Source organism: Streptomyces sp. NPDC001135, assembly GCF_053598395.1.
Map to the genome: position 1 here is coordinate 72,195 of NZ_JBSFKD010000004.1, position 20,945 is coordinate 93,139.

The 20,945-nt window shown below is 69.3% G+C and carries 20 protein-coding genes and 5 pseudogenes; 14 read left to right on the forward strand and 11 right to left on the reverse strand.

Annotation, left to right across the window (positions count from 1 at the left end; translation table 11 throughout):
- Positions 1-11 precede the first annotated feature (11 nt).
- Positions 12-896 carry a helix-turn-helix domain-containing protein gene (locus tag ACWC94_RS07385; RefSeq protein WP_450795416.1) on the reverse strand — a complete coding sequence of 295 codons (885 nt, stop codon included), beginning with the start codon at positions 894-896 and terminating at the stop codon, positions 12-14.
- Between the two features lie 76 nt (positions 897-972).
- Here ACWC94_RS07385 and ACWC94_RS07390 point away from each other — a divergent pair, with 76 nt between their 5' ends.
- The 4 genes and pseudogenes from ACWC94_RS07390 to ACWC94_RS07405 all read left to right on the forward strand — a co-directional run bounded on the left by ACWC94_RS07390 (position 973) and on the right by ACWC94_RS07405 (position 4,824).
- A complete protein-coding gene (locus ACWC94_RS07390) occupies positions 973-1,830 on the forward strand; it encodes an alpha/beta fold hydrolase (RefSeq protein WP_450795417.1) in 858 nt (285 codons plus the stop codon).
- Between the two features lie 18 nt (positions 1,831-1,848).
- Positions 1,849-2,784 (forward strand): annotated as a pseudogene (locus tag ACWC94_RS07395) (FAD-dependent monooxygenase); the annotation flags it as partial.
- Positions 2,785-2,998: 214 nt separating this feature from the next.
- Positions 2,999-4,051 carry a serine hydrolase domain-containing protein gene (locus tag ACWC94_RS07400; RefSeq protein ID WP_450795655.1) on the forward strand — a complete coding sequence of 351 codons (1,053 nt, stop codon included), beginning with the start codon at positions 2,999-3,001 and terminating at the stop codon, positions 4,049-4,051.
- Complete coding sequence (locus tag ACWC94_RS07405) at positions 4,048-4,824, forward strand: MerR family transcriptional regulator (RefSeq protein ID WP_450795418.1); 777 nt, start codon at positions 4,048-4,050, stop codon at positions 4,822-4,824. The genes ACWC94_RS07400 and ACWC94_RS07405 overlap by 4 nt, the downstream gene beginning before the upstream one ends.
- A gap of 516 nt (positions 4,825-5,340) precedes the next feature.
- Here the strand turns inward: ACWC94_RS07405 and ACWC94_RS07410 are convergent.
- Together ACWC94_RS07410 and ACWC94_RS07415 are read right to left on the reverse strand one after the other, a co-directional pair.
- Entirely contained in the window at positions 5,341-6,066 is a 726-nt protein-coding gene (locus ACWC94_RS07410) for a hypothetical protein (protein WP_450795419.1), read from the reverse strand.
- Positions 6,067-6,241: 175 nt separating this feature from the next.
- A pseudogene (locus tag ACWC94_RS07415) lies at positions 6,242-6,518 on the reverse strand (transposase); the annotation flags it as partial.
- Between the two features lie 699 nt (positions 6,519-7,217).
- Here ACWC94_RS07415 and ACWC94_RS07420 point away from each other — a divergent pair.
- Complete coding sequence (locus ACWC94_RS07420) at positions 7,218-7,688, forward strand: STAS domain-containing protein (RefSeq protein ID WP_450795420.1); 471 nt, start codon at positions 7,218-7,220, stop codon at positions 7,686-7,688.
- Between the two features lie 60 nt (positions 7,689-7,748).
- Here ACWC94_RS07420 and ACWC94_RS07425 read toward each other — a convergent pair.
- From ACWC94_RS07425 to ACWC94_RS07440, 4 genes and pseudogenes are all read right to left on the reverse strand, one after another.
- Positions 7,749-8,542 (reverse strand): annotated as a pseudogene (locus ACWC94_RS07425) (NRAMP family divalent metal transporter).
- 158 nt (positions 8,543-8,700) lie between these two features.
- Positions 8,701-10,697, reverse strand: a pseudogene (locus ACWC94_RS07430) (amino acid transporter).
- A gap of 286 nt (positions 10,698-10,983) precedes the next feature.
- Complete coding sequence (locus ACWC94_RS07435; protein WP_450795421.1) at positions 10,984-11,127, reverse strand: Hsp20/alpha crystallin family protein; 144 nt, start codon at positions 11,125-11,127, stop codon at positions 10,984-10,986.
- Positions 11,128-11,129: 2 nt separating this feature from the next.
- Positions 11,130-11,408 carry an Hsp20/alpha crystallin family protein gene (locus tag ACWC94_RS07440; protein ID WP_450795422.1) on the reverse strand — a complete coding sequence of 93 codons (279 nt, stop codon included), beginning with the start codon at positions 11,406-11,408 and terminating at the stop codon, positions 11,130-11,132.
- A 228-nt stretch (positions 11,409-11,636) separates the two neighbouring features.
- Between ACWC94_RS07440 and ACWC94_RS07445 the strand changes: the two genes are divergently transcribed.
- The 6 genes from ACWC94_RS07445 to ACWC94_RS07470 all read left to right on the forward strand — a co-directional run bounded on the left by ACWC94_RS07445 (position 11,637) and on the right by ACWC94_RS07470 (position 16,577).
- Positions 11,637-12,224, forward strand: coding sequence for an HdeD family acid-resistance protein (locus ACWC94_RS07445; RefSeq protein WP_450795423.1), 588 nt, complete (start codon positions 11,637-11,639; stop codon positions 12,222-12,224).
- Positions 12,225-12,447: 223 nt separating this feature from the next.
- A complete protein-coding gene (locus ACWC94_RS07450; protein WP_450795425.1) occupies positions 12,448-12,870 on the forward strand; it encodes an Hsp20/alpha crystallin family protein in 423 nt (140 codons plus the stop codon).
- A gap of 378 nt (positions 12,871-13,248) precedes the next feature.
- Entirely contained in the window at positions 13,249-13,734 is a 486-nt protein-coding gene (locus ACWC94_RS07455; RefSeq protein WP_450795426.1) for an SOS response-associated peptidase, read from the forward strand.
- Between the two features lie 164 nt (positions 13,735-13,898).
- Positions 13,899-14,741: a hypothetical protein gene (locus tag ACWC94_RS07460; protein ID WP_450795427.1), complete on the forward strand. Its 843-nt coding sequence runs from the start codon at positions 13,899-13,901 to the stop codon at positions 14,739-14,741.
- 453 nt (positions 14,742-15,194) lie between these two features.
- Positions 15,195-15,998, forward strand: coding sequence for a VOC family protein (locus tag ACWC94_RS07465; protein ID WP_450795656.1), 804 nt, complete (start codon positions 15,195-15,197; stop codon positions 15,996-15,998).
- Between the two features lie 216 nt (positions 15,999-16,214).
- Positions 16,215-16,577: a DUF5335 family protein gene (locus tag ACWC94_RS07470; protein WP_450795428.1), complete on the forward strand. Its 363-nt coding sequence runs from the start codon at positions 16,215-16,217 to the stop codon at positions 16,575-16,577.
- A gap of 426 nt (positions 16,578-17,003) precedes the next feature.
- Here the strand turns inward: ACWC94_RS07470 and ACWC94_RS07475 are convergent, their stop codons facing one another.
- The 3 genes from ACWC94_RS07475 to ACWC94_RS07485 all read right to left on the reverse strand — a co-directional run bounded on the left by ACWC94_RS07475 (position 17,004) and on the right by ACWC94_RS07485 (position 18,905).
- Positions 17,004-17,291, reverse strand: a complete 288-nt coding sequence (locus tag ACWC94_RS07475; RefSeq protein ID WP_450795657.1) for an alpha/beta fold hydrolase — start codon at positions 17,289-17,291, stop codon at positions 17,004-17,006.
- 112 nt (positions 17,292-17,403) lie between these two features.
- Positions 17,404-18,300 (reverse strand): hypothetical protein, encoded by an 897-nt coding sequence (locus ACWC94_RS07480; RefSeq protein ID WP_450795429.1) that lies wholly within the window; start codon positions 18,298-18,300, stop codon positions 17,404-17,406.
- Positions 18,301-18,767: 467 nt separating this feature from the next.
- Positions 18,768-18,905 carry a hypothetical protein gene (locus ACWC94_RS07485; RefSeq protein ID WP_450795430.1) on the reverse strand — a complete coding sequence of 46 codons (138 nt, stop codon included), beginning with the start codon at positions 18,903-18,905 and terminating at the stop codon, positions 18,768-18,770.
- 154 nt (positions 18,906-19,059) lie between these two features.
- On the opposite strand from ACWC94_RS07485, the gene ACWC94_RS07490 reads away from it, so the two are divergent.
- A complete protein-coding gene (locus tag ACWC94_RS07490; RefSeq protein ID WP_450795431.1) occupies positions 19,060-19,545 on the forward strand; it encodes an Hsp20/alpha crystallin family protein in 486 nt (161 codons plus the stop codon).
- Between the two features lie 96 nt (positions 19,546-19,641).
- On the opposite strand, the gene ACWC94_RS07495 is transcribed toward ACWC94_RS07490, so the two are convergent.
- A complete protein-coding gene (locus ACWC94_RS07495) occupies positions 19,642-20,019 on the reverse strand; it encodes a hypothetical protein (RefSeq protein WP_385320018.1) in 378 nt (125 codons plus the stop codon).
- 283 nt (positions 20,020-20,302) lie between these two features.
- On the opposite strand from ACWC94_RS07495, the gene grpE reads away from it, so the two are divergent.
- Together grpE and ACWC94_RS07505 are read left to right on the forward strand one after the other, a co-directional pair.
- Positions 20,303-20,767, forward strand: a complete 465-nt coding sequence (gene grpE, locus ACWC94_RS07500) for a nucleotide exchange factor GrpE (RefSeq protein WP_450795432.1) — start codon at positions 20,303-20,305, stop codon at positions 20,765-20,767.
- A gap of 24 nt (positions 20,768-20,791) precedes the next feature.
- Positions 20,792-20,914: pseudogene (locus ACWC94_RS07505) on the forward strand (DUF2267 domain-containing protein); the annotation flags it as partial.
- Positions 20,915-20,945: the final 31 nt, after the last annotated feature.

The window sequence follows — 20,945 nt, forward strand, 5'->3', positions numbered from 1 at the left end:
CGGTAGCCGTCTCATCTCCGGTCGGCGACCGGGCCGGAGGTCACCGGCGACGTGAGGAACGCGGTTGTTCCGCGGTGGGGCCAGGCGATGTCGTCAACGGCGAGAAACGGCTCGCCAGCAACGGTCGCAGGGGTCGCCCCAGTGAACGCCATGACGTCCCGATGCAGGTGGGACTGGTCGGCGTAGCCGGTGTCGGCCGCGACTTGGGCCGCGCTCTCACCCGCGACCAGGCGGTGGGCGGCATGGTCGAAGCGGACCAGTTTCACGGCGCGCTTGGGCGGCAGGCCGAGCTGCGACCGGAACCGGGACCACAGCCGCTTACGGCTCCATCCGACCTCGGCGGCGAGTCCGTCGACCCGGGCCAGGCCACGGCTGCTGACGATACGGTGCCAGGCCCAAGCCACCTCCGGGTCCACCGGCGGCCCCGCCTCATGCCTGCGGGCGAGCAGCGCGTCCGTCAACGCGAAGCGCTCCTGCCACGACGAGACGTCGCCGAGCTGCTCGCGGATCCGGGATGCCTCCCGGCCCCACAGGTCACCCAAGGGTACGACGGCGCCGTCGAGGTCGGCGGGGGAGGCGTCCAGAACCGCGCGGGCGATCACCGGGGACAGGCGCACCTGCACACACTCGACGTTCTCTCCTCGCGCCCGAACCTCGCCGCCGGACCCGAGCCCGGGCCCCGCGACGAGGCTTCCTTGCTGTTGCCTGGAGACGCAGTCAACGACGGGCGAACCGGCGCCGAACTCCAGGAGCAGGGTCACGGCCGGGTGCGGGACCATCCGGAGCGCCCCCAGGTCACGGACACGGAACCCGGCCATGGTGAGACCGGCCACCCGACTGGGCCGCTGAGGGCACGCGACGTCCCACACGGCCGCACCGTGCATGAAAGTCGGCACTTTCCCATGCTATCTGAGGCTGCGAGAGGAACATTTGTCCAATCCACCGTTGAGTACCGGCGGCGACAGTGGGCTCATGACTGTTTCTGACGGCGAACCGCACGTGAAACGTGGCGCCGAGGCCACCGAGAGTTCGACCCTGTCGCTGGACGACGGCGACATCCACGTGTGCCAGGACGGCCCTCGCGACGCCCCCGCACTCCTGCTCATCCACGGGTCCGCGTCCTCGGCCCGCTCGTGGAACCCGATGGTTCCGCTGCTGACCGGCTCTCACCGCGTCATCCGGATCGACCTGCTCGGGCACGGCCGGTCGGCCAAACCGGCCGACCGCAGCTACGCGCTCCCGGACCAGGCACGCCGGGCCGGCGTGGCCCTGGACCGGCTCGGCGTCGAGCACGCCGTGGTCGTCGGTCACTCCAGCGGCGGCGTGGTCGCCACCGCCCTCGCCGAACAGCGGCCCGACCTGGTGACCGCACTCGCGCTCATCAACACCGGCCCCAGCCTGGACGCCTTCATCACACCGGAGCCCGCCGCAACCGGACCCTCGCAGTGGCCGCCGACCGACGAGCAGCTCCGGCGGTTCGCGAGCACGGGTTTCAGCCGCGCGGGCTGTCAGATCCCAGAAGAGCTCCTGGACGATGTGCGCGGTATGACCTCCCACACGTTCACCGCGACGATGCGGGCCACCCGCTCCTACCTGGAGCAGCGGGCGCTGCCGGATCGGCTGGCCGTCCTGGGCAAGCCACTACTGGTGATCTTCGGCGAGGACGACCGCAGATGGCGATCCTCATCCGCCTCCGACTACCGCGCCGTTCCGGGCGCGAAGGTCGAGTTGCTGCCCGGACTCGGGCACTCGCCCCTGCTCGAGGATCCACCGCGAACCGCCACCCCCCTGCTGGCCTTCACCGCGATCCACGCCGTACGGGCGAACTGAACGACAAGGAGACATGCCATGCGGATTCTCGTCTCCGGCGCCAGCATCGCCGGTCCGGTGCTGGCCTACTGGCTCACCAGACACGGCTTCGGCGTCACCGTCGTTGAGCGCGCGCCGACGCTGCGCAAGACCGGCGGCCACGCGGTCGACCTGTTCCGGCCCGCCATGAACATCTCGGAGAAGATGGGCGTGCTCCCGCGTATCGAGGAGCGAGCCACCGGCACCAACCGGATGACTGTCCACCGGGAGAAGGCACGGCGTCCCGTCCGGGTGGACCTCTCCAAGATCTTCCACGCCGCCTCCGACCGGCACGTCGAGATCATGCGCGACGACCTGAGCGAGATCTACCACGACGCCGCGCGCGACGACGTCGAGTACATCTTCGGCGACTCGATCACCGCGATCTCGCCCGACGGCGAGGTGCGGTTCGAGAACGCCGCGCCGCGCCGCTTCGACCTCGTCGTCGGCGCGGACGGGCTGCACTCCAACGTGCGCCGCCTCGTCTTCGGCGACGAGTCCCGCTTCAGCGTCTTCACCGGGGCTTACTTCGGGGTGCTGACCCTGCCGAACCCCTCGGAGCTCGACGGCGAGCTCCTCATCCACGTCGGCGTCGGCCGCACTGCCGGCATGTATGGCGCGCGGCACCTCGGAGACGCGCGGGCGCTGTTCCTGTTCCGGAGCGAGCGCGAGCTCGACTACCACCACCACGACGTGCTCCGGCAGAAGGAGCTGCTGCGCGGTGCGTTCGACGGCATGCACTCTGACGCGGACCGCTGGCTGGACGAACTCGACCGCACCTCGGCGTTCTACTTCGACTCGATCACCCAGCTCCGCATGGACACCTGGTCGCAGGGAAGGGTGACGCTCGTCGGCGACGCGGGCTACTGCCCCGGACCGGCCGTCGGCGGCAGCACCAGCCTGGCCGTCGTCGGCGCGTACGTTCTCGCCGGAGAGCTGGCAGAGACGGGCGGCGACCATGAGCGCGCCTTCCCCGCCTACGAACACGCGATGGCGGAGCACGTGCGCGGCAGCCGCATGGCCGCGCTGAGCGCGGCGAAGACCCTGATCCCCATGTCCCACCTCGGCGTGTGGGGACTGGCCCAGGGCGCCCGTCTGATCTCTGCCCTGCCCGCGGCCCCCAGCCGCGCCCTCCTCCGCCTGACGACTCCTGGAGGTGATCGAGGAGTTGGTCGAGTCCGGTTTCCTCGGGATCCAGCTGCGTGTGAACGACGAGCAGGGCGGGTGGGTCGGCAGCGCCGGTGTGCGCGAGCTGGGTCGGAGCGCCAAGGCGCTGATGGACGGGCACTTCCGCACCGGCAGCAGTACCAAGAGCTTCGTCGCGACCTCGGTGCTCCTGCTGGTGGCCGAGGGCAGGATCGGCCTGGATGCCTCGGTCGATGACTACCTGCCCGAGTTCGGGCTTGACCGGCGGATCACGGTGCGGATGCTGCTGCAGCACACCAGCGGGATCTTCAACCACACCGGCGAGCTCTATGAGGACGGGACGATCGTGCTGGGGGTCCCCTGGCGGGGCAAGGAGTGGGTGGACAACCGGTTCAAGACCTATCTGCCCGAGGAGCTGGTGCGGCTGTCGTTGTCCAAGCCGCCGCGGTTCGCGCCGGGGACGGGCTGGAGCTACGCGAACACCAACTACGTGCTGGCCCGGCTGGCGGTCGAGAAGGTGACGGGCCGTTCGTTCGCCGAAGAGCTGCGGCGGCTGGTCCTGGGGCCGCTGGGGATGACCGGCACCGTGGCGCCGGGCGCCTCGCCGGAGATCCCCGAGCCGCACGACCACGGCTATTACCGCTACGAGGACGCCGGGCAGGAGCGGACGGTCGATGTCACCCGTCAGAACCCGTCCTGGGTCGGAGCCGGTGGTGACATGATCTCGACCACTCGGGACCTGCACACGTACTTTTCCGCGCTGATGGGCGGCAGGCTCCTGCCGGCCGAGCTGCTGGCCGAGATGCGCACGCCGGAGGCGACCGCCGGCTACGGCCTGGGGGTGTTCGCGCAGGAAACGGAGAGCGGCACCATCTTCCACCACAACGGCGCCACCATGGGCTCGGCGGCGCTGATGTACAGCACTGCCGACGGCAGTACGACCCTGACCGCCGGGCTGACCTGGGTGGACGACGCCGAGATGTCGATAGCGCCGGCATTCCAGAGCGCCCAACAGCGTTTCGTCGCCGAGGTGTTCTGCGGCAAGCTGGGCCGATGAGGAACGGGGTCACGATCGGGCAGGCGGCGGCGTTCGTCGGCGTCACAGTGAAGACCGTGCGGCACTACCACAAGCTCGGCCTGGTCGCGGAGCCGGAACGTGACACCTCCGGCTACCGGCGATACGGATCCGGTGAGCTGCTGCAACTGGTACAGGTACGGACGCTGGCCGCCGCGGGCGTACCGTTGGCCGAGATCGGACCGATGCTCGACGCCGACGCCGCGCGGTTCGGCTCCGCGCTCGCCGACGTCGAGCGGCAGCTCACCGAACGCATCGATGAGCTGGTGGCCCGCCGCGACACGCTGCACCGGCTCGCCGACGGCGACCGGGCCCTGCTGCCCGACCGTGCCTGCGCGGTCCTGGACCGGATGCGCGGCCTCGGGTTCGGCCCCGACTATGTGTCCGCGCAACGCGAGGCTCTGGTACTGGCCCGGGCGCTGGTGCCGGAGGGGTTCGACGGCTTCCTGAACCAGCTCGAACACGGCCTCGGCGACCCCGAGTACGTCGACCTGGCCAGGCGCGGCTGGGAGGCGGAGACCTGGGAACCGGACGACCCGAGGATCGAGGAACTCGCGACCGCCATGGCCGACCGCTACCTCGCCAACCCCGCGCTGCTGGGGGATCACGCCAGCCTGCGGGCATGGGCCAGGGCTTCGGCCCAGTACAAGCTGATCAACAACCATCGCGAGGGCCAGGCACCGGTCGCGGCCCGGCTGACCGCGCTCACCGAGGCCAAGCTCCGCGCCGCGGGCGTACCCGTGCCGCACCGATGACGGAATCCTTGTGCCACCGAGAACTGCGCGTCACAGCAGATCCGCGGCCGCCTTGGATCCGCACCTCACACAGAGCTGGCTATGCCCTTGACCGCACGGGTCGACCAGGACGGTCGGCCGTGGTGGGGGGCACGGTGGTGCTGATGTGTGGTCTTCCGGGGGCTGGCAGGACCACCTACGCGACGGAGCTGGTGCGACGCGGTTGCGTTCGACTTCCGATTGACGAGGTGGTCTGGCAACGACTCGGGCAACGCGACGCTGGCCTCGTCTCGTCAGTCTGCGCCACGGCCCTGTGCCCGATGGCCGCCACATGTTCGCCGTGTCCGCTGCTGACACAGTCGAGCTGGCCAGTACGTACGGCCTGCAGATGGTCCACCGCGGCGAGCGTCCCGATCTTCACGGCCGTCACAGCGACCGATGGAGCTCTCTGGTGCTACAGATGAATGACGCCGACAACTCACTGGCTGGCGTGTGGTCGGCGGCGGGCGGGTGATCGCGAGACGCTGGCCGGGAGTGTTAGGACCGAGGGCGGGGCACCTCGAAGTAGGTTCCGTCTGAAAGAGGCGGTCGGATGTCCACTTGGAGGACCGTTCCGTACCGGGCACGGATGGACGGTACGGCTTCGGGGCGCCGGGGGGTGATGTCGCACCGGGAATACACGGCGGATTCCGGCGGGCAGGCGGGCGTTTCCTTGCCTTCCACCTGGTACAGAGGGGGCGTGGCTCCGTGGGGCACCGTGTCCCATGTGATCTTCACATCTTCGTCCACCGACTCCAGGTAGGGAGCGGGCATCAGTTGCCCGTCGGGCTCCACGCCCCGCATCCGCTGGTACATCAGCGCGTAGTCCATCGTTCCCCCGGACGCACTCCCGGGGCCGTTGACATTGGGCTGCCACTTCGCGATGTGCGCGGCGCCGATACGCCGCAGCACGTCGGCGACCTCGCCCTCGACCCCGAACACGGCATGCCCGCTCATCGAGCAGGTCAACAAGGGGCCCGTGGCGGGCTCGAAGAAGTTGCCCTCGCGGGCTTTGTCGCATCTGTCCTCGAACATCGTATATCCGGGGTGCAGGCCCTCCACGTGACTGAACGGCGCCAGCAGCCCCCGGATATGCGTCTCATCCGATTCGCGCATGCGCTGTGCGTCGGCTCCCTGAGCCTTGGCCCGCAGATCACTGTCGGCGGGCGGTCGGGAGCATGCGGTGACCACCGTCATCATCAACGCACATCCCACCATCAGCACACCAGCGTCAAGCCTCCGATGTGATCCCACTTCCCCGCCTCTCCGGGACACTTAACGTTCGTCGCCACACCTTTCCCTGCCGCGTACGCGGGTGCATGAGTACGCGTACTCAAAGAGCCGCGAGCAACACCGACCGGTCCAGCATCTGACTTCGCCGTAGCCGCTTGACGTTGTATCAGTTGGCGGGTCTCCGGTAGCTGATGAGGGCTGCGGCTGTGGCGACGAAGGAAAGGAAGTGCTCGGCTTTGCGTTCGTGGCGGCGGTGCAGGCGGCGGCACCCGGCCAGCCACGACACCGTGCGCTCGACCACCCAACGGTGACGGCCGAGCCTGTGGTTGTCGGCATGCAGTTTCGCCGGCCGTCGTCGGAAGCGGTCCGCGACGGGAGCGGATGGGCGGGATGCCGCGCACGAGCGGCTTCAGTCCGAGGCTGTCACCGGCAGGACCAGCGCTATCGCGACCATGACGCCTCCCGGTGAACAGTGATCACGGGACGGCCGACCGCGAGCCAGGAACACCGGCGTGGTTGCGGGCCGCGGGGGCGCTCCCCAGGAGCACAGAAGAACGTGGCGAACCTGGAGGCGGCGCAGAGAGGCGTGCGACACCTTGGGCTTGCCCGGCGGCCGGGATTCGCCATGAAGGGATGAGGTGATCGCATGCGGCGAGGGTGCCGTCGTGGTGCGCATTCAGGGAGCGCGGTGCGTGGCTGGTCTGCGCTCGCTCTGGCTGGCTCTGGCAGGTCCGCTTCGTTGTGACAGAAGTGCTGGGGTACGCCCGGGGCTGGGGGCACTGACGGTTCTGCCGGGTGGGCGGCTCCGAATGCTGATGCCACGAGCAGCCTCCCTTTCGTCGACTCTTGGCGTGAAAGGTGAGTGGGATGTTGTCAATTTGGCTGCGTTGCAGTTAAAAAGGTGCCGGTCATGCGGGTCGTGGGGCTTCCCGGGTCGCGAGGCGGCTGCGGGCACCCCTTTGTGTTGAAAGGCGAGACGTGAGAGGCCAGTTGTCCTCGTTGTCCAGTGCGGCGTTCGGCGTCCGGGCCGACGTATGGGCCGGCCAGAGCGGACGCCTACGGCGCCGAGCGGTCACGGCACACATCGAGCAGGACGCCCCTTGCCCGGCGGCGATGCGGCGGCTGGTTGAGGGAGCGATCCGGTGACCGGGCCCGCCCGGATGAGGCCACGCGCCGCGGCCGGCCTGCATATCGAGGCGCTGCTGTCCAGCGACTGTGCCGCCGTGTACGTCGCCGGCGAACTCGACCTGGACACCGCCGAGCAGCTGGTGCAGACAGTCCGGACCTGCCTGACACACCGTCCGAACGTGGTGCGCGTGGAGGTCTCCGAACTGGCCTTCTGCGACTGGTACGGCCTCAAGACCCTGCTCAGCCTGCACCGCGAAGCCCAACGCGCCGGATGCGCCCTTAAGTTGTCCGGGACAGTGCGGCCGCAGCTTGCCCGTCTGCTCGCCGCGACCGGCACCGGGCACCTGCTGACGGCGACCGGCGCGCAACCGACCGGTACCGCTCGGCGCCGTCACTGCGCAGCTGCCCCGTTGACAGCGCCGAACCCTGCCCCGGGCATCCCTTCCGCCCGGCCTGCCACCACACCGGCACCGGCGGTGGCCTGACGGAACCCGGCCGCAACCGACCGAAGTCTGCCAACAGCCCTGCGGCGGTTCGCCTGTGCATCAGCCGATGCCGAGCCGGCCCAGCAGGGTCTGCAGGAGGACGACGGCCGACAGCAGGGCGGTCACGGACACGCACACGGTGGCCACGGCACGGAAGACGCGGCCGTTGGCGGCGTCCCCGAGGACGCTTCGGCGGTTGGCCGGTGTGAGGACGTAGACGAGCAGGATGGGGGTGATCAGACCGTTGACGACCTGGGCCCGCACCACGAGCTGGATCAGGTTGCCGGGGATGAGGGCGATGGCGGCGCCGATGCAGACCTGAGCCGTGAACGGCCCTAGGAACAGAGGAGCTTCGCGGAAACGGCGGGAGACGGAGCTTTCCACGCCGACTGCTTCCGCTACAGCGTAGGAGGTGGACAGGGGGACCACCGCGGCTGCCAGGGCTGAGGCGCCGAGCACCCCGAGGCCGAAGAGCTGTTCGCGAAGCTGCCCGCCACCGGCTTCAGCGCCGAGGCGGCCTGCGCCGCGGTCGTCAGCGGTGCCCGGGTGGTGATCGCGGCGGCGGTGGCGATGATGATGAACACGCTGAGGACGTTGGCGAAGATCGTTCCGGCGATCGTGTCGGACCTCTCCCACGGGTATTCGGCCGGGCCGATCCCGCGGTCGGCGACGGCTGCGGCGACGGAGAACTACATGTACGGGGTGATCGTGGTGCCGATCAGCGTGACCCCGAGCAGCAGGAAGTCCTTGCCGGCGACGAAGTGCGGCCAGGCCAGCTGGGCTCCGGCCTGCCCCCAGCCCGGGTGGGCCAGGACGGCGGCGACAGGGTGGGTGAGGAACGCCGGCGACAGCACCAGGAAGATCTTCTCCGCGTACCGATAGGAGCCGAAGGTGTGCGCCGTCGGGCTTCGGTGGCCGCCGGCACAACAGATGGCCGACTGGTGCGGTGATCTGCCCCGGCGCCCTGACGAGCCTCAGACCGGGCCGACCACTTGGGTGGGTCGGCTGTGGGTCAGCTGACGTGGACGCGGGGCCTGCGTTCAGGGGCAGGCTCGGCGCGGCGCAGTACCTCGCGGGTGACTGGAGCCACTTCTCCGTCACCGAAGACCAGGAAGCGGATCAGGTGGCTGATCGGGCCGCCCTCGGTCCAGCTGAAGTACACATGGGGCACCTCGCCTGTACGGTCGCGCAGGGCCAGCAGGATCGCCGCGATGGTGTTGGGCACCGTCGGCCCCTGGGCCTGCAGCAGCCGCACCCCCTCCCTTTCGACGCCGCGTACGGTGACGTCCGCGGTGAAGTCCGACGAGTCCCGCACGAACACCTCCAGAAGCAGCGGCGGCCGCCCCGCCTCCGACATCTGTCCTGCCTGGACGTCCTGCCCGAACCGAGATCGACTGCTTCCCTCCCGCGGGTCGTGCGCCATCAGATGCACGGGGCCCGCAGCGGCAGCCTCGTCGAGCGTCCGCTGCGCCTGGTCATCAAGGATGACTTCGCCGACGCGCAGTTCGAACGCCCGGTGCACGCGCGAGCCGAAGGAGGTGACCAGGATCGCCAGGATGAAGATCGCCGCGATCTTCATGCCGTCGGGTCGCTCGGCAACGTTGGCGACGAGGGTGTAGCAGAAGACGGCGGTGATCACGGCGAAGCCGGCACTCGCCCGCGTGTGGCCCCCGCGGTGCGCCGCGACGGTGGAGGCGAAGGACGCCGAGAGCATCAGCACAGCATGCCGGTCGCATAGGCTCCGCTCTGCTTGTCCACGTTCGCGTGGAACCACACGGTGATCAGCACGGCCGCCGCTGTGAAAACCAGCACCAGCGGGCGCACGGCACGTGTCCACTCCGGAGCCATGCCATAGCGGGGAAGGTAGCGCGGGACGAGGTTCAGCAGGCCGGCGAGCGCGGAGGCCCCGGCGAACCACAGGATCGCGAGGGTGGAAACGTCGTACGCCGTGCCGAAAGCCTGGCCCATGTAGTGGTGGGCGAGGTAGGCGAGCGCACGGCCGTTGGCCGGTCCGCCGCTCTTGAAGGCGTCCTGCGGGATGAGGACCGTCGTCGCCAGGCTGGACAGCAGCAGCAGACAGCTCATCGTGAGGGCGGCCGTGGTCAGCAGCCGGCGCGTGCCCCGGATGCGGCCCTCGGGCTTGTCGTGGCTGTCCGCGGGGTCGCCCTGGATCTGCGGCATCACCGCGACACCGGTCTCGAAGCCGGACAGGCCCAGGGCCAGCTTCGGGAAGACCAGCACGGCGACGCCCACCATGGCCAGGGGCGAGGAGTGCGCTGCCGTCATGGCCTGCGCCCAGTCGCGGATCGTGACGGGGTGGCCGATGATCTGCCAGGCCGCGACGGCGAGCACGGCGACGTTGAAGGCGAGGTAGGTGCCCACCAGGGCCACCGCGATGCCGATGGCCTCGCGGAAGCCCTTGAGGAAGACGGCTCCGAGCGCGCCGATGAGGACGAGGGCGATCCACAGGTGCGCGCTGTGCAGCCAGTTGGGGGCGAAGGGGTTCTCGGCCACGTGCGCGGCGGCGTCCGCGGACGACAGCGTGATGGTGATCATGAAGTCGGTGGCTGCGAAGCCGAGGAGTACCAGGACGAAGATCTTCCCCGGCCACCAGGGCAGCAGCCGTTCCAGCATGGCGATCGACCCCTCGCCGTGCGGGCTCTCACGTGCCACGCGCCGGTAGACCGGCAGCGCGCCGCCCAGGGTCAGCGCGATCAGGACCAGGGTGGCCAGCGGGGACAGCAGGCCGGCGGCGAGCGCGGCGATGCCCGGCTGGTATCCGAGGGTGGAGAAGTAGTCGACACCGGTCAGGCACATCACCCGCCACCACCGGTGGCCTTCCTGCTCGGGGTGCGGCGTGCGGTGCGGACCGGGATGCCGGGCCGTCTGCTCGCTCAGCCCCTCCAGGAGCCAGGTACGCCACCGTGGCGCCACCGCCACCGCCACAGCTGCGGATGCTCGCGGATCAGCGGACGTGGCGCTTGCGCGCTCCGCCTCGATGCCGGTCATGCGATCCCCTCCTTCTGCGGTGCCGCCGGGGCATGACCGCGGCCAGGCACGTCACCGGTCATCCGAGCCACGGCTACCCAATGCTTACGGGCTTACGGCAAGGAGCGGCCTACGGCCCCTGGGGCGACGGTCGCCCCGCAGCCCTCGCTGGTGCTCAGCACGGTCCGCAGTGGCGGATAGCGGTCGAGGTCCTCCCGGGTGCCGTGGTCGGGCGGGCTGGGACGGCGGCCTCCGGCGCACCAGGCCCAGGCACTGGCGGTGACGCCGGCCAAGAGCGGGACGGTCGTCAGGGCGTGAGCCGCTTGGGTGCGCCACCGCCGGATATGGCGATCTTGCGGGGCTTGGCGTGTGGGGCCACCGGAACGCGCAGGGTGAGGACGCCGTTGTCGTAAGCCGCCTCGGCGGCTTCGGTGTCCAGGGCATCGGACAAGGTCAGGCGCCGGATGAACCGTCCTGTGGGCCGCTCGGTGAGGACCGGGGGGCGCCGTCCGGGATCGGGGAGCGGCGCTCGGCAGTCAGGACCAGCGTGTCCCGCTCCATGGTCAGGCTGATGCCGGAGCGGTCCATCCCGGGCAGGTCGAACTGAAGGTAGAGCGCGTCGTCGTCACGCCAGGCATCCGCCGGGATGGCGGTTCCCGTGCTGGCGGCATGCGCGAGGTGATGCGTGAGCCGGTCGAAATCGCCCAGGGTGGCGCCGGTGCGCGCAAGCATTTCCCACTTCTCCCTTCACTCCTGCATGTCGGGCCGCCTTTGGGGAGCGGTCCGACGAACGAAGACCGCTTATCCGTATAGCCCACCGTCGGATAGTTGACAAGTGGCGACTGGATGAAGTTGACACCTCGCGACTCAATCTTCTACTACGTTCAGTAAGCGTTCGATCGCGTCGACGGTCTCGCCTGAGGCGGTCGACGCAAAGAAGGCCGGAAAGGAGGGCTGCTGGTGACGGAAAGCTTGAAGAGGGTCTGGCTGCTGGCCGCACGTGGTGCCGCAGCAGTTGTCTTCGGCGCACTGACGCTGGTCTGGCCGCAGCTGACGGTGCTGGCTCTGGCCTGGGCGTTCGGCGCCTACGCCCTGGTGGACGGTGTGGTGCTCATGGGTTCGGCATGGCGGCACCGGCACGAGCGTCGGCCCGCGCTGGTCTGTGCGGGTGCCGGTGTGCTGGGCATCGGGGCCGGTGTGGCGACGGTTCTGTGGCCGGGCCTTACGGCGCTGACCCTGGTGGTCATGGCCGGCGCGTGGGCCATTGTCACGGGCTGCTTGGAACTGTGGGTCGCCACGCGCATGCGGCATGAGCTGCCCCACGCGTGGTTCTGGCGCGCCTCCGCTGTCGTGTCCGTGGGGGCGGGCGTGCTGCTGTGGCTGCGCCCGGATGCCGGTGCGGTGGCCATCGCCTCCGTCCTGGGTGTTTACGCACTGGTCGCGGGCGGTCTCTGGTTGGCTGCGGCCTGGCGGGAGTACCGCGCATACAGCGAGCAGGGCAGCCGGTCGTGGCCGCGATCGGCGGCCGGTGCCCGCGTGGCCCATTGACCGTGTTCCCGATGCGCCTGAACGCCCAGCTGCCGACGGGCCGACGGGGCGTTCAGGCGCGCTGGAAGGAGGTGGCGGATGGCGGCGGGCCTGCGCATCGGCGACGATCTGGCGCGTCCCAGAGAGCAGCCAAAAGTTGAGTCTATCGGTGTCAACTTTCCGATAGCGTGGTATAGCAGAAGTCGAGCGAAGGTGTAGGGAACGAGGACTAGGAGGGATGAAGATGCTGATGCGTACGGATCCCTTCCGCGAGCTTGACCGGCTCGTCGAACGGGTCTGGGGCCCGGCCGCGCACCCGGCCGGCATGCCGATGGACGCCTGGCGCGCGGGCGACACGTTCTTCGTGGAGCTGGACCTGCCGGGCGTGAACCCGGAGTCCATCGACCTCGATGTCGAGCGCAACGTCCTGACCGTCAAGGCCGAACGCAAGCCGACGTACGGCGAGGGCATCGACACGGTGATCACCGAGCGGCCTGCAGGGACGTTCAGCCGCCAGCTGTTCCTCGGCGACACCCTCGACACCGAGCGCATCGAAGCCTCCTACGAGGCAGGCGTTCTCAAGCTGCAGATCCCGGTCGCCGAGCAGGCCAAGCCCCGCAAGATCGCGATCAGCGGCGGCAGCGACCGCAAGGAACTCGGCAGCTGAACAGCGACCAACCGCTCCAGGCCCCGGCGCACAAGCCCGGGGGCCTGCATCGCAGGCGCGGTGCCACGCCTGAGTACCTGGCAGCAACGCCGTCGAGCTTGCTTCAGAGAAGGGCCGGGCCAACGAGGCACCCGTCCTTGCGGCCCATGATGATGCGGAGAGTTCCTTGCATCCATACCGAGGGATGGAATCGACCATGCACGAAATGTGGTGCGGCGCGGACACTTGGGGAGAACCGGTGTGGCACGTGCTTGTGGTGGATGAGGGCCTGACGCTGTGCGGGTTGGAGAAGCGTGAGGAGCCCGTCGAACGCGTGTCGTGAGATTGCAGACCGCTATGGCGTCGATCGGGTCCTGAAGACGGTGGCAGAGTGACGGTATGTGCGGCCGCTATGTCTCCACCCGCAGCCCCAAGGAGCTGGCCCGGCTCTTCCACGTCACCGACTGGAACCCGGAAGAGGCTCTCGCGCCGAGCTGGAACGTCGCCCCGACCGATGACGTGTGGGCCGTCCTGGAACGCACCCGGCGCAACAGCGACGCCGAGCCCCTAGTCCGACGCCAGCTGCGGCCACTGCGGTGGGGGCTGGTGCCGTCGTGGGCGACGGACACGAAGATGGCTCATGACCTCCACGATCCTCACCACGGCGCCACCGACGCCGCCGGCCGCATCCACCCTCGTATGCCCCTTGAGGTCAGCCCCGATCACTACGACGCCTGGCTCGATTCCCGCCGGCAGGACGCCGACCAACTACGCGCACTGCTCACCCCGCCCGCAGGCGGCCACCTGAAAGCCCGGCCCGTTACCACCGCCGTCAACGACGTCCGCAACAACGGCCCTGAGCTACTGGAAGAAATCAAGCCGTAGCCGTAGCCGGAGACCGGAGAGCCTGCCCTGGCATCTGAAGGAGCTCGTCAGCCAGAGTCTTCGCCGCGTCGCTCAACGGCTCGACGAGCCCACCTAGGCCGCCGGACCCTCGCGCGGGATAGTCATCATGGACGTACCGGATGCGCTGTGAGGAGGAGTGCCACATGGTCGGGTCGGGCACTGGCGGTACTGCGCGTGAGAGCGGCGGCAAGGCGCGGTTCGACGACATCTACCAGCGGCCGGACCCTCGCGCATACTTCGGACGGCTTGCTCCGCTGGAGTACGAGATCCCGCACCATGCCCAGTCGGTTTTCAGGCGCGTCGCCGCCGAACGGGCCGCGCTCGATGACGGCCACGCCGGCCGACCCGCGGTGCTGGACCTGTGCTGCTCGTACGGGATCAACGCCGCGCTGCTCAACCACGAGGTGACGCTGGCGGAGCTGTACCAGCGGTACACCTCCCCAGATTGCCAGACGATGTCGACAGCGGAGCTCGCGGTATCGGACAAGCAGTTCTATGCCGAGCGGCGCCGACCGGACGCCCTGCCGGTATTCGGCCTCGACATCTCGGCTCCTGCCGTGCACTACGCACTGGAGGTGGGGCTCCTGGACGCCACCTTCACCGACGACCTGGAGCAGTGCTCACCCAGTCCTGGGCTCAGGCGTGCGCTCGCCGAGGTCGGCCTCATCACGCTGACAGGCGGCGGCAGCTACATCACCGCCCGCACGTTCGCCGCACTGCTGAACTACGCGCAGCGACCGGTATGGGTCAGCGCATTCGTGCTGCGGACGGTGTCCTACCACCCGATCGTCCAGACCTTGGCCTCGCACGGTCTGCGTACCACCCTCGATGCCTCTCGTGCGTATCCGCAACGCCTCTTCACCGACGAGCAGGAACGGCAGTATGCGATCGAGGCAGTACGGGCGCTCGGTCATGACCCTGCCGGGCGTGAGGAGGCCGGTCGTTTCCACAGCCTGCACTATGAGTCCCGCCCCGACACGCCGTAACGGAGACGAGCCAGCACCACTCGCCGAGCGCACCGGCCCATACCGGTGACCGGACAGGGCTCCTCAGGCCCGCATAAGGGCGGGCTGCCTCACGCGGAGATGTCAGCGTCCGACGGCGTCGCGATCGTCGCGCGCCCCTCCAAGCGCGGAGAATCGTCCTCCGTAGGGCTGTCATCCCCGGCAACACCCAGCCGTCCCATGAACGCGGGCTCGCTGAGTGCCAGGACACTCTGCAGCCGCTCCCGCAGTTCCGTGTACGGCACTCCTGTGCCAGGCCGCTGTGCTGCCACGGGAGAACAACGAGAGGGGCCAGGCGGGCGATGTCCGCCGGATGGGGGGTGGGAAGCCGCTGCCAAGGGTCATCGCCCGCAGGCGATGTGCGGGGTCAGAACTCCGGCTGGACACTTGAGTGAGATCGCTCGCTGTCTGCATGGAAACCGGGGTGCGATGGCCATGGAACACGGCACGCCACGTTCTTCCACCGGAACGGACGTCGTGTACACGAATTCCGTGTTCGGCGCACCGTGCTGGGTGAGCCTGACCAGCCGCGATCTCGACACCACGCAGCGTTTCTACAGTGCCGTACTGGGCTGGCAGTGGCGCACTGCCAGACTGGGTGACCGCTTCCTGACCGCGCTGGCGGACGGGATACCCGTCGCCGGGGTCGCGGGGATGGCCACTGTCTGGCATATGCCGGTGACCTGGACGCCGTACTTCGCCGCCGCAGACGCGGACGAGACGGTCGCCCGCGTACGGGAGCGTGGCGGGACCGTGGCCGTGGGGCCGATCTCCTTTGCGCCCGGCAGGGCGGCGCTGCTCGCCGACCGCGACGGGGCCATCTTCGGGATATGGCAGGGCAGGCTCGTCACCGAGTGGGAGGCGTGGCGGCAGGCGGCACCGGTGTTCGTCACCCTCCACACTCGCGACGCTTTCGATGCGGCGATCTTCTACGGCGAGATCCTCGGCTGGGCCTCGGGTCGCTCTGGCTGCTGCGAGGTGGAGTACGAAGGGGAAGAGGTGGTGCTGCGCAGCCAGGGTTCCGTCGTGGCGCGCATCGAGTCTGGCGCCGTGGATACAGCGCCTGATCGCTCGGTCCGGCCTCACTGGCAGGTCCACTTCGTGGTGGCAGACGTGTCGGGGTGTGCGCGAGCCGCACGAGAGCACGGCGGTGACGTCCTTGCGGAGTGCGAACACGAGGCGGTGCTGCGCGATCCTGACGGAGCACTCTTCGTGGTGAGCTCCAGTCGGGACCACTGACGCTCTGGCTGGTCGGCCCGGAGGCGAGTTGTGCCGGTGTCCCCTCGAACCAAGGATCGGAACGCAGGACGGACTTTGTCCGTCGAACGGCTCTTTGCCCTGAGGGAAGCAGACGCCGCCGCACCGGCACTCGGAACGGACGGTGGCCGCACAGGACAGCATCGGGGACGATTGACGACAGAAGCCATCACAAGGGGCACGGAGGGAGGCACCATAATGGCCGACACCTCGATGTCCGACCGTGCGGGATGGCGGTCCATGCTCGACGAGGTCACCGATGCACACAGCGGTGAACTGGTCACCATTGAAGTGGTGGATCCCTCGATCGGAAGCCAGCACGAAGCGGAACGGCTGCCGTTCTCCTACCTCACCTATGATCCGAAGGACGACGTGGTGGTCGTCGCCGTCGGGGGTCAGTCACCGCGTTACCCGGTCGTCCTGCGCCACATGGTCCCGCACCCCAAGGCGGTCGACTTCTCTACGCCACACATCACTGAGGCAGCAGTCCGAGTGGTGGACCCGGAGGACACCGCAACCTTGATCACTTTCTTCCCTGCGGAGTCCAGGACTGTCTCATGAACGCGCTGGCGTGCCAGAAACTCGTCGTACCTCATACGCGTCCCTTCACCTGATGGGGCACGTTCTCGCAAGGGGCGTCTGGCTACGTGCCTTGATGCGCCGAATGATGAGTAATAGGTCTACCGGGCGGGGACACTCCTTGACCTGTACCTATGCTCTGCTGCGAGCGGCCACTCGCGTTCCGGCAACTACTGGCCGCGTCCAGCTCGCCGGTCCCACTGTGCTCCTGCACGGTGGAAGCCGAACGCCGCTCCTCTCCCCGAGGGCCGAGGATGGGCAGCGCAACGGCGGCCGGCGCTTTCGCCGCATGAGCCGGCCGTCCCTTCTTCTCGCTCGCCCGGACCGCCACCGGTTCCGGCCGATGTCACCGGCTTGCATCAAGTCGGCGTCATTCCCGACCGCCGCGGCGGACCGGATGAGTCAGCGTCACGCCTGCCGGGCCGGCTGGGTGGCTTTGAGGATCGTGTGGGCGATCAGTTCCGGTGCGTCCAGCATGGGCACATGTCCGCAGCCGGGCAGCGGTACCAGTCGTGCCTGAGGGATCATGGCGCGGACCCGGGCCGCCTGCCGCGGTGGCAGGATGCGGTCGCGGGGGCCCCAGGCGATGGGGACCGGCACATCGGGGATGTCGCCCGTGAACAGGCCGGGTGCGTGTCCGGCTCGCAGCGTGGCCTTGAAGGCCGGTTTGTGCTGCCACGAATGACACCGGTGTATTTCCGCGACCGTGTTGCACGCCGGGAGCGCGGCTCAAGAACGAAGGAGCCGCGCCGCTCGCGACGGTGTGGCGTGGGAAGCGGGTGGGGCTCGGCGGGGCGCGGCTGTGCGGTCAGGGCCGGCTGGAGCTCAGCCGCTCGATGGCTTCCAGGACATGTTTGCGGCGCGCGTGCGTGCGCTCGTATCCCTCGAGAACGCGCAGGTCGGACTCGGTCAAAGAGGGCAGGCGCCGCTCGATGTCCTCAACGCTGAGCTGGCTGAAGCCGACGATGGGCAGGCTTTCCTCGCTGCTGACCGCGCCTTGGATCTGCTCGGCCGCAGCGGTCACTTCCGGCTCCTCCGCCCCCGGCCTTTCGTCTTCGGGCCTCTGCCCGGGGCGTGCCGCCTGGCGCAGCAGGTCGGCGACGGCCCGCAGCGGGCGGGTGGCCGCATGGGCGAGGCCGCCATTGGCCGTCTGTTCCACGCGGAAGCCGTCGCCTGCGGCGGCCACGGTTCGGGCCTGTCGGGCGAGGTAGTCCTCGAGCAGTGCCAGCAGCTCCTGGTCCTGGTCGCGGAGTTCCTGCAGCAGGTGGAGGGTGGTGTGGTCCTGCGCCTGGTCGGCGAGGACCTCGCCGGCCAGAGCGCTGGCCAGGGCCCGGGCAGCAGCGGCGTACTCGTCCTCGGTGTTCCTCAGCAACTGCTGGTCGTCGGCTGGCCCTCGGCCGTGCATCACCCCTGTCACCGTCTTCTGCCCGATGGCCAGCGGCAGCATGGCTGTTCTGAAGGTGGTGCGGGCGGCGAACCGCGCCATGTCGGCCGCGCCGCCGAGCAGGCCGCGGGGCCGCAGTCCGCGGACATGGCCTTCGATGCGGTGCACCCGGCCCTGCATCTCATCGGCCTGGCGCTCAAGCATCTGCCGGTGGGTGCCGGGCGGCGCGAGCGCCGCATCCGCCCGCAGTCGGTCACGCGCTGCGGCATGAGCGTGGCGGGCATCCTCCAGCACCGGTATCAAGGTCTGCGTCATCGCCATGGGAGGCTGCTCCCTGCATGCGGTATCGGGCGGGTGTTGAGCGGCTGCCCGGCCGACCGTCCTCCTGCGGCTGAGCAGCCGGGATCATCCTGCGCGGACCGCGCGAAGATCACCCGCCTGGGAGCGCGCTCCCCCTGCGGGCCCCACGGCACAGGATCCCGGCTTTACCCGCTGCCGCAGGTGTGGAGACAGTCTGCCGGCGGTTCCACCGTCCGGGTGAGGGCGGGTGTGACGGCCGAGTCGTCTCGGGCACCGCGCGGCCAGCCACGTACAGCCGTCACCGGCACGCCGTTGAAAGCCCCACTCGAACGTCCTGGACGGTCACAGGCTTCAGAGAGCGCGAACGCGCACCAGCCCCGAGGCTGAGCACAGTCGCGGCCCCGGTCCCTCGGGGCAGGTCGTCCGCCCCCTCGATGGCCCGACCCGCGATCAACGGCAAGCGCCGGCCCCGTTGACACAGGCACGAATCAGGACGACCGGCCCGGGTACTCCGGCCCCTCGCCGTCGGCATCGAACACCTTGGTGAAGGTGGCACCGCACCGGCAACGCGAGTACTCGACCAGTTCCCCCTCTTCCGACACGCTCAGCCCCTGACTGAGTCGCACATGCACATGATCACCCATGAGGAGGTGCTTTCCTTGACGTCACGAGTGCGACCACAGTGCTTCCTTGTGCGGCCGGGATGCGGCCGTGCCGCGAAGCACCGCCGGGAATACGCTGAAAGTGACAGAAGGTGCGTTTGTGTGGAGGTGAGGGACCATGACACTGCCTGGGCGACGCGGCGGGCCCCTGGCTGAACGGCGGTTCCCGGGCTGGGGCACGGATCCTCTCGCCGAGTTCAACGACCTCTTCGGCAGGATGGGCACCCTCCTGGAGTCCACCATGGGCGGCGCCCTGGGCCCCATGACGGAGGGCATGGCCTGGTCGCCGCTGGCGGACCTGTCGGAAACCGATGACGCCTACCTGGTCGAAGTTGAGGTGCCAGGCGTCAAGCGCGAGGATCTCGACATCGAGATGACCGAGCGCGAACTGACCATCACCGGCGAGTTCAAAGAACGCGAGCGCACCGGCATCCTGCGCCGCAGCACCCGCAGGACCGGCCGGTTCGAGTACCGCGCCGCGCTGCCCGGCGACATCAGCCCCGAGGACGTCGAGGCCACCCTCGACAACGGTGTGCTGACCGTCAAGGTACCGAAGGCGGAAGCCACCACATCACGCCGCATCGAGATCACCTCCGGACAGTGACCCCAGCTCGGACAGTGAGCCCTGCCCCCGTGCGGTGCGCGCCGTACGGGGGCAGGTGCGGTTGCATACGGTGATCGTCCCTGGCCGACTAGCCGATCAGGACGTTTCCGTGGACGGATGCTCGGCTCGCGCGTGCGGCTGGGGATGGCCGGCGGCGTGCAGCATCGGTGCGGTGTGCCGCTCGGGGCGGTGCTCGCCTTCGGCCGGAACGCGGCTGCGCGGCCCTTCGGCGTCGGGCAGGGGCACGGGGCGGCGCGCCACGAGGCGCCCGACCCAGCGCCGACCGCAGTGTTCGCAAGGCGGAGCGCCCTGCGGCGTGTAGGGGGAGGAAACCGCCGTGTTGTCGCGGTAGAAGACCTCCCACTCGGCATCGAGGGCGTCCCGGTAGCGCTGCACGTCGTAGTCGACACTCCAGCGGTGCCAGCACGAGCCGCAGATGAACTCGACTCGTTCGACGGCAAGTTCGGTGATCACGGCAGGGCACCTCCCATCCGGTTGGCGACTGTGGTCCGGGGCGCTGTGAGCGCGGCCTCGAGGGAGGGGGAGACGGGCAGGGCCTGGGCGAGTCCGCTGTCGCGCAGGAGCCGCTCCACCCGCCCTTCGGGGCATACCAGGCGTAGCACTTCTTCCGCTTGCTTCCCGCGGGGCCCATTCCGGGCTCAGGAGTCCGGGATGCCTCCGAAACCCCTATACCTCCCCTATCAATCCTCGACAAGATGAGACTCGGGTTTTACCTCAGGAATTGAGGCAAGTAAGGGTGAAGTCGCAGCTCGCAGTGGGCGAGGAGGTGGCGGGATGCCGGCACGGGACCAGGGCGGAGACCTGTGTGCGGTGCTGGGGTGGAGCCCTCGGCGACAGCCGAGGTGATCACCTCGGCCTTCCGCGCCCGGGTGCGCTGACGCCCGGTCTGAAGGACATCGGCGACAGCCTGCAGGAGCAGCTCGGCTCGCTGGGCGTCACGTCGTTCGGTGAGGTGGGCGATCTGTTTGACCCCGCCTGCCACGACGCTCTGACGCACCATGTTGTCCCCGCTGCGGACCGCCTGGTGTGCTCGGCGGTCCTGCGTCCCGGCTACCGTCTGGGCGAGAACGTGCTGCGCCCGGCCACCGTGGAGGTCACCGGGCCGGCCCCGCCCGTGAGGAGCGCATCGACGCCGGGGTGCGGCGTACGGGATGCATCCGCCCCGGCAGGCAAGCCGCCGTTGCCCGCCTCGCGGAGCTGACTGGGTACCGGGGAAGAGGGCATCGCCGAGAGCTTCGGGATCGAGGAGTTCTACCGCAGGGTCGCCGAGCGCACCGGCGCCCGGCCGCGCACCGCGGAGTGGGACGCCAGCGCGGTCCTGACCACCCTGGCCGGCGCCGTCTCCGGGATCTGGGGCACCCCCGGATACGGCCACACCG